Raw genomic sequence first — 5,368 nt, 5'->3', positions numbered from 1 at the left:
AGCGGGTGACCTCGCTGCCGACTTCGGTGACCCGGCCGATGATCTCGTGGCCCGGCACCATCGGGTAGATCGAGCCACCCCAGTCGYCRCGKGCCTGRTGCARGTCGGAATGGCAGATGCCGCTGTACAGGATCTCGATGCGCACATCGTTCGGGCCAACCGCGCGGCGCTCGAATTCGAAGGGCACCAGCGGGTCGGTATGGGTGTGGGCGGCGTAACCACGGGCGAGGGACATGGGGAATCCTTGGCAGGGTTTGTCGAAAGGCGTTTTACAATACGCTCCGTACCTCGGGGTAAGAAGCGGATATATCGGCATGATTCATCAAGGCAGACTGCACAATCATGGCCACTGACAACCTGACCCACCTGGCCGCCTTCGCTGCGGTCGCCCGCCACCGCAGTTTCCGCCGCGCCGGTGCCGAACTGGCCCTGTCGACCTCGGCGGTGAGCTATGCGATCCGCGCGCTGGAGGAACGGCTGGGGGTGGGCCTGTTCCACCGTACCACCCGCAGCGTGGCCCTGACCGAGGCCGGGCAGCGCCTGCTGGAGCGCCTGCAGCCGGCGCTGGGGCAGGTGCATGACGCGCTGGAGGAAATGAACCACTTCCGCGCGGTGCCGGCCGGCCTGCTGCGGATCAATGCGACGCGGGCGGCGGTGGCGACCCAGTTGGGGCCGCGGCTGGCGCGGTTCCTGCACGCGCATCCGGACGTACGGGTGGAGCTGACCGAGAACGATGGTCTGGTCGATATCGTTGCCGAGGGCTACGACGCTGGCGTGCGCCTGCACGAGTTCGTGCCCGAGGACATGGTGGCGGTGCCGATSGGGCCRCCGCTGCGCGGCTTGATTGTTGGTTCACCCGAGTACCTGCGGCGCCGGCCGGCCCCGCAGCATCCGCGCTTGGCGCGGTGCTCGATGGCATCGGCCTGGCCTATGTGCTGGAAGACACCGCGCGGCCGTATCTGGACGACGGCCGACTGGTGGCGGTGCTGGAAGATTGGAGCGAACCGTTCGCCGGGTTTGCGCTGTATTACCCGAAGCAGCGGCAGATGCCCGGTGCGCTGCGTGCGTTCGTGGACATGCTGCGCGAGTGAATCGCGATCACCCGCGTCAGTAGATCCACGCCATGCGTGGATTGGCGCCCGCTACGCAGTGACCAATTCATTCGACCAGCGCGTCATACCCTGCATCGCTGAACTGGATCAGGCAGAAGCCATGGCCGAACGGATCGGACAGCACGGCGATCTTTCCCCAGCGGCGTTCGCGGATGGGATGTTCGAGCACGGCTCCGGCCGCAACCGCGCGGGCAAGCGCMGCGTCGATGTCAGCGACCACCCAGTCCAGATGCACGGGCGTCCAGTGGCGCKCGTARTCGCGCACATCGCCGTCATCGGTCGCTGCGCTGCCGGCGTCGTTCTGCAGCAGGTACAGCGGCGTGGGGCCACCGAGCAGTTCCAGCGCGCCGGGGCCGAGGCGGCGGCCGCTGCGCAGGCCAAAGGCCTGGGTGTAGAAGGCTTCGGCGGCGGTGATGTCAGGGACGTCGAGGTTGACGATGAAGGAGGCGGCGGAGGCGTTCATGGGGCAGGACCGAGGTCGGGCCGGGCCACGATGCGCTCATGGCCCGGCAGGATCAAGGCGCGGCACACCGGCGGTGGCCGGTGCAGCGCATCCACGCGTGGCGTGGATCTACGGGGCCGGCGGGTAGTCGAGGTAGCCCTCGCTGCCGCCGCCGTAATAAGTGCTGCGGTCGGGGATGGCCAGCGGGACATCGCGCTGCAGGCGCTCGACCAGATCCGGGTTGGCGATGAATGGTTGGCCGAAGGCGGCCAGATCGATGATGCCTTCCTCGACCAGCCGCAGGGCGCGTTCGCGGGTCATGCCGCCGGCCAGGATCACCGTGCCGCCATAGGCCTGCTTGAAGGCCTTGAGGAAGGCCTCGCCGATCACCGGTGCGCCGTGCAGGTAGTTGTCGTTCAGATGCACATAGGCCAGCCCGCGCTTGCCCAGTTCCTCGGCCAGGTACAGATAGCTGGCTTCGTTCTCCGCATAGGCGGGCATGTCGAAGACCTGGCTGTTCGGCGCAAGGCGCACGCCGATGCGGTGCGCGCCGATGCGCGCGGCCATCGCATCCACGGTGTCCAGGATCAGCCGCGCGCGGTTGCGCAGCGAACCGCCGTACACGTCCTGCCGGTCATTGGTGACCGGGTTGAGGAACTGCTCGAACAGATAGCCGTTTGCCGCATGCAGTTCGATGCCATCGAAGCCGGCGGCGATCGCGTTGTCGGCACCCTGCACGAAGTCGGCGACGATGCCCGGTACTTCTTCCGTGCTGAGTGCACGCGGCGGTGTCGGATCGGCATGGCCACGGCTGCCGTCGTCCAGGTACACGAACGAGGTGTTCTTCGGATCGCTCGCCACCGGCCGCGTGCCGGCGCTTACCGGCTGGCCGCCGTCGGGCTGCAGCGAGGCGTGTGACATGCGGCCGACGTGCCACAGCTGCGCGAAGATCGCACCCTGCGCAGCGTGTACAGCGTCGGTGACAAGCGTCCAACCGGCCACCTGCTCGGCCGACCAGATGCCCGGCACGTCGATGTAACCCTGGCCCTGCGCCGACACCGGCGTGCCTTCGCTGATGATCAGGCCGGCGCTGGCGCGCTGCCGGTAATACTGGGCGGTCAGTGCATTGGCGACGGCGCCGGGGTTGCGGGCGCGGGTCATCGGCGCCATCGCGATGCGGTTGTGCAGGGGTAGTCCAGCGAGGTCGAAGGGGCGGAACAGGGCGGCGGTCATGTCAGTCATCTCGGAGCGGGGGAGGGCGCCAACGGCGCGACAGCACCATGATGGAGGTGACATGCGGGCACATAAAGGCGGTAGATTTCCCGTCAGGCGGGACAATCTGTCCCCAATGAGCGAGCCTGCCGATGCTTCCCGTCGAATCCCTGAATGGCCTGGCGACCTTCGTCACCACGGCGCGCTCGGCCACCTTCACCGAGGCCGCCGACGCGCTGGGCATCTCCCGCTCGGCGGTCGGCAAGGCCATCGCCCGGCTGGAGGCGCGGCTGGGCGTGCGCCTGTTCCATCGCACCACCCGGCGCATCGCGCTGACCACCGACGGCGAGGCGTACTACGCCTCCTGCGCCGCGGCCCTGGATGAAATCGCGGCGGCCGAAGCCTGCCTGGGCTCGGCTGCGCATCTGCCGAGCGGCCGCCTGCGCATCGACATGCCGTCCTCGTTCGGGCGGCTGGTGGTGCTGCCGGTACTGCTGCGCATGTGCAATGAACACCCGGACCTGCAGTTGACGATGACCTTCACCGATCACTTCGTTGATCCGGTGGAAGAGGGCATCGACCTGCTGATCCGCTTTGGCGGTCTGCATCACGCCGAGCACCTGGTCGCGCGCAAGCTGGCCAGCCAGCGCCTGGTGACCTGCGCGTCGCCGGCCTACCTGCAGGCCTATGGTGTGCCGCAGACGCTGGACGAACTGCGCGACCATCGCAGCGTGGTCGGCTTCCGTCATGGCCAGTCGGTGGCGTGGCGGATCGGCAGCGAGGGCACCAACGGCAGCTTCATCCCCAGTGCCACCCATCAGCTCAATGATGGCGATGCGGTGATCGAGGGGGCCATCGCCGGGTTGGGGATCTGCCAGATGCCGATGTCACTGGTGCGCCATCACCTGGAATCCGGTGCGTTGCAGTCGGTACTGGACCACTGCACGCAGCACCATGTGGACATCCATGCGCTGTGGCCACAGACGCGGCATCTGCGACCGAAGGTGCGTTACGTGGTGGAAGAGCTGACCCGGCTGGCCGCAGAGGGGGCCTTTGATTGAGGTCCGGATCGGCTCCTGTATACTATCCCCCAGTATAGTTCCGAGGCCGGCCAGCGATGCCGCACTCTCCCGAAGAGAAAAAGAAGGTTCTGGCCCGCGTGCGCCGCATCCGCGGCCAGTGCGATGCGCTGGACCGCGCGCTGGAAGCCGGCGCCGACTGCGGGCCGGTGCTGCAGCAGATCGCCGCCATCCGTGGCGCGGTCAACGGCCTGATGTCCGAAGTGATGGAAGCGCACCTGCGCGAGGAGTTCGGCCAGCCCGCCGCCTCCGATGAACAACGCGCCGAACGCGTGCGCGACATGAGCGCGTTGATCCGCTCGTACCTGAAGTGAACGACGGCGCGACACAGCGCCGCGCATCCTGTTTTCCGCAAGCCCTTTCTGGAGAGTGCCATCATGAAATCCCGTGCCGCCGTCGCCTTTGGTCCCGGCCAGCCGCTGCAGATCGTCGAGATCGACGTCGCCCCGCCGAAGGCGGGCGAAGTGCTGGTCAAGATCACCCACACCGGTGTCTGCCACACCGATGCGTTCACCCTGTCCGGCGATGATCCGGAAGGCCTGTTCCCGGTGGTGCTGGGCCATGAAGGCGCCGGCATCGTGGTGGAGGTGGGCGAGGGCGTGACCAGCGTCAAGCCGGGTGACCACGTCATTCCGCTGTACACCGCCGAATGTGGTGAATGCCTGTTCTGCAAGAGCGGCAAGACCAACCTGTGCGTGTCGGTGCGTGCCACCCAGGGCAAGGGCGTGATGCCCGATGGCACCAGCCGCTTCAGCTACAACGGCGAGCCGATCTACCACTACATGGGCTGCTCGACCTTCAGCGAATACACCGTCGTTGCCGAGGTGTCGCTGGCGAAGATCAACCCGGAAGCGAACCCGGAGCATGTCTGCCTGCTCGGCTGCGGCGTGACCACCGGCATCGGCGCGGTGCACAACACCGCCAAGGTGCAGGAAGGCGACAGCGTGGCCGTGTTCGGCCTGGGCGGCATCGGCCTTGCGGTCATCCAGGGTGCGCGCCAGGCCAAGGCCGGGCGCATCATCGCGGTGGACACCAACCCGTCCAAGTTCGAGCTGGCCCGCGAATTCGGCGCCACCGACTGCATCAACCCGAAGGACTTCGACAAGCCGATCCAGCAGGTGATCGTGGAGATGACCACCTGGGGCGTGGACCACAGCTTCGAGTGCATCGGCAACGTCAACGTGATGCGTGCGGCGCTGGAATGCGCGCACCGTGGCTGGGGCCAGAGCGTGGTGATCGGCGTGGCCGGTGCCGGTCAGGAAATCTCCACCCGCCCGTTCCAGCTGGTCACCGGCCGCAAGTGGATGGGCACCGCGTTTGGTGGCGTGAAGGGCCGCAGCCAGCTGCCGGGCATGGTCGAAGACGCGATGAAGGGCGATATCGAGCTGGCCCCGTTCGTCACCCACACCATGGACCTGGACAAGATCAACGAAGCCTTCGACCTGATGCATGAAGGCAAGTCGATCCGTTCGGTCGTCCACTACTGAGCCGCGCCGGGCGGCAGGCGCCTGCCTGCCGTCCCT

The 5,368-nt window shown here is 67.2% G+C and carries 6 protein-coding genes and 1 pseudogene; 4 read left to right on the top strand and 3 right to left on the bottom strand.

What is annotated here, in order from left to right:
- Positions 1-235 (bottom strand): alcohol dehydrogenase catalytic domain-containing protein (locus AC1VAN_RS12860; protein WP_480985927.1); only part of this gene is annotated, 235 nt, incomplete at its 3' end.
- Positions 236-342: 107 nt separating this feature from the next.
- Here AC1VAN_RS12860 and AC1VAN_RS12855 point away from each other — a divergent pair.
- Positions 343-1,091 (top strand): annotated as a pseudogene (locus tag AC1VAN_RS12855) (LysR family transcriptional regulator).
- Between the two features lie 67 nt (positions 1,092-1,158).
- On the opposite strand, the gene AC1VAN_RS12850 reads toward AC1VAN_RS12855, so the two are convergent.
- The gene (locus AC1VAN_RS12850; RefSeq protein ID WP_480985926.1) at positions 1,159-1,575 is read right to left on the bottom strand and encodes a VOC family protein; all 417 of its coding nucleotides are present in this window, start codon (positions 1,573-1,575) and stop codon (positions 1,159-1,161) included.
- Between the two features lie 108 nt (positions 1,576-1,683).
- Positions 1,684-2,787: an alkene reductase gene (locus AC1VAN_RS12845; protein ID WP_032975408.1), complete on the bottom strand. Its 1,104-nt coding sequence runs from the start codon at positions 2,785-2,787 to the stop codon at positions 1,684-1,686.
- 131 nt (positions 2,788-2,918) lie between these two features.
- On the opposite strand from AC1VAN_RS12845, the gene AC1VAN_RS12840 reads away from it, so the two are divergent.
- The 3 genes from AC1VAN_RS12840 (at position 2,919) to AC1VAN_RS12830 (ending at position 5,332) form a co-directional block, all read left to right on the top strand.
- Positions 2,919-3,827 (top strand): LysR family transcriptional regulator, encoded by a 909-nt coding sequence (locus AC1VAN_RS12840; RefSeq protein ID WP_032975409.1) that lies wholly within the window; start codon positions 2,919-2,921, stop codon positions 3,825-3,827.
- A 56-nt stretch (positions 3,828-3,883) separates the two neighbouring features.
- Positions 3,884-4,159 carry a formaldehyde-responsive transcriptional repressor FrmR gene (frmR, locus tag AC1VAN_RS12835; RefSeq protein ID WP_005411009.1) on the top strand — a complete coding sequence of 92 codons (276 nt, stop codon included), beginning with the start codon at positions 3,884-3,886 and terminating at the stop codon, positions 4,157-4,159.
- Between the two features lie 63 nt (positions 4,160-4,222).
- A complete protein-coding gene (locus tag AC1VAN_RS12830; RefSeq protein WP_025874089.1) occupies positions 4,223-5,332 on the top strand; it encodes an S-(hydroxymethyl)glutathione dehydrogenase/class III alcohol dehydrogenase in 1,110 nt (369 codons plus the stop codon).
- Positions 5,333-5,368 lie beyond the last annotated feature (36 nt).

The organism is Stenotrophomonas sp. 05L44_2 (genome assembly GCF_056665995.1).
The sequence above is the reverse complement of the archived record's forward strand: the minus strand, read 5'-3'. Positions and strand labels throughout refer to the sequence as shown.

Coding starts and splice junctions, on each gene's coding strand:
- AC1VAN_RS12845 (WP_032975408.1), bottom strand. CDS start 2,787: ATGACCGCCGCCCTGTTCCGCCCCTTCGACCTCGCTGGACTACCCCTG.
- AC1VAN_RS12840 (WP_032975409.1), top strand. CDS start 2,919: ATGCTTCCCGTCGAATCCCTGAATGGCCTGGCGACCTTCGTCACCACG.
- frmR (WP_005411009.1), top strand. CDS start 3,884: ATGCCGCACTCTCCCGAAGAGAAAAAGAAGGTTCTGGCCCGCGTGCGC.
- AC1VAN_RS12830 (WP_025874089.1), top strand. CDS start 4,223: ATGAAATCCCGTGCCGCCGTCGCCTTTGGTCCCGGCCAGCCGCTGCAG.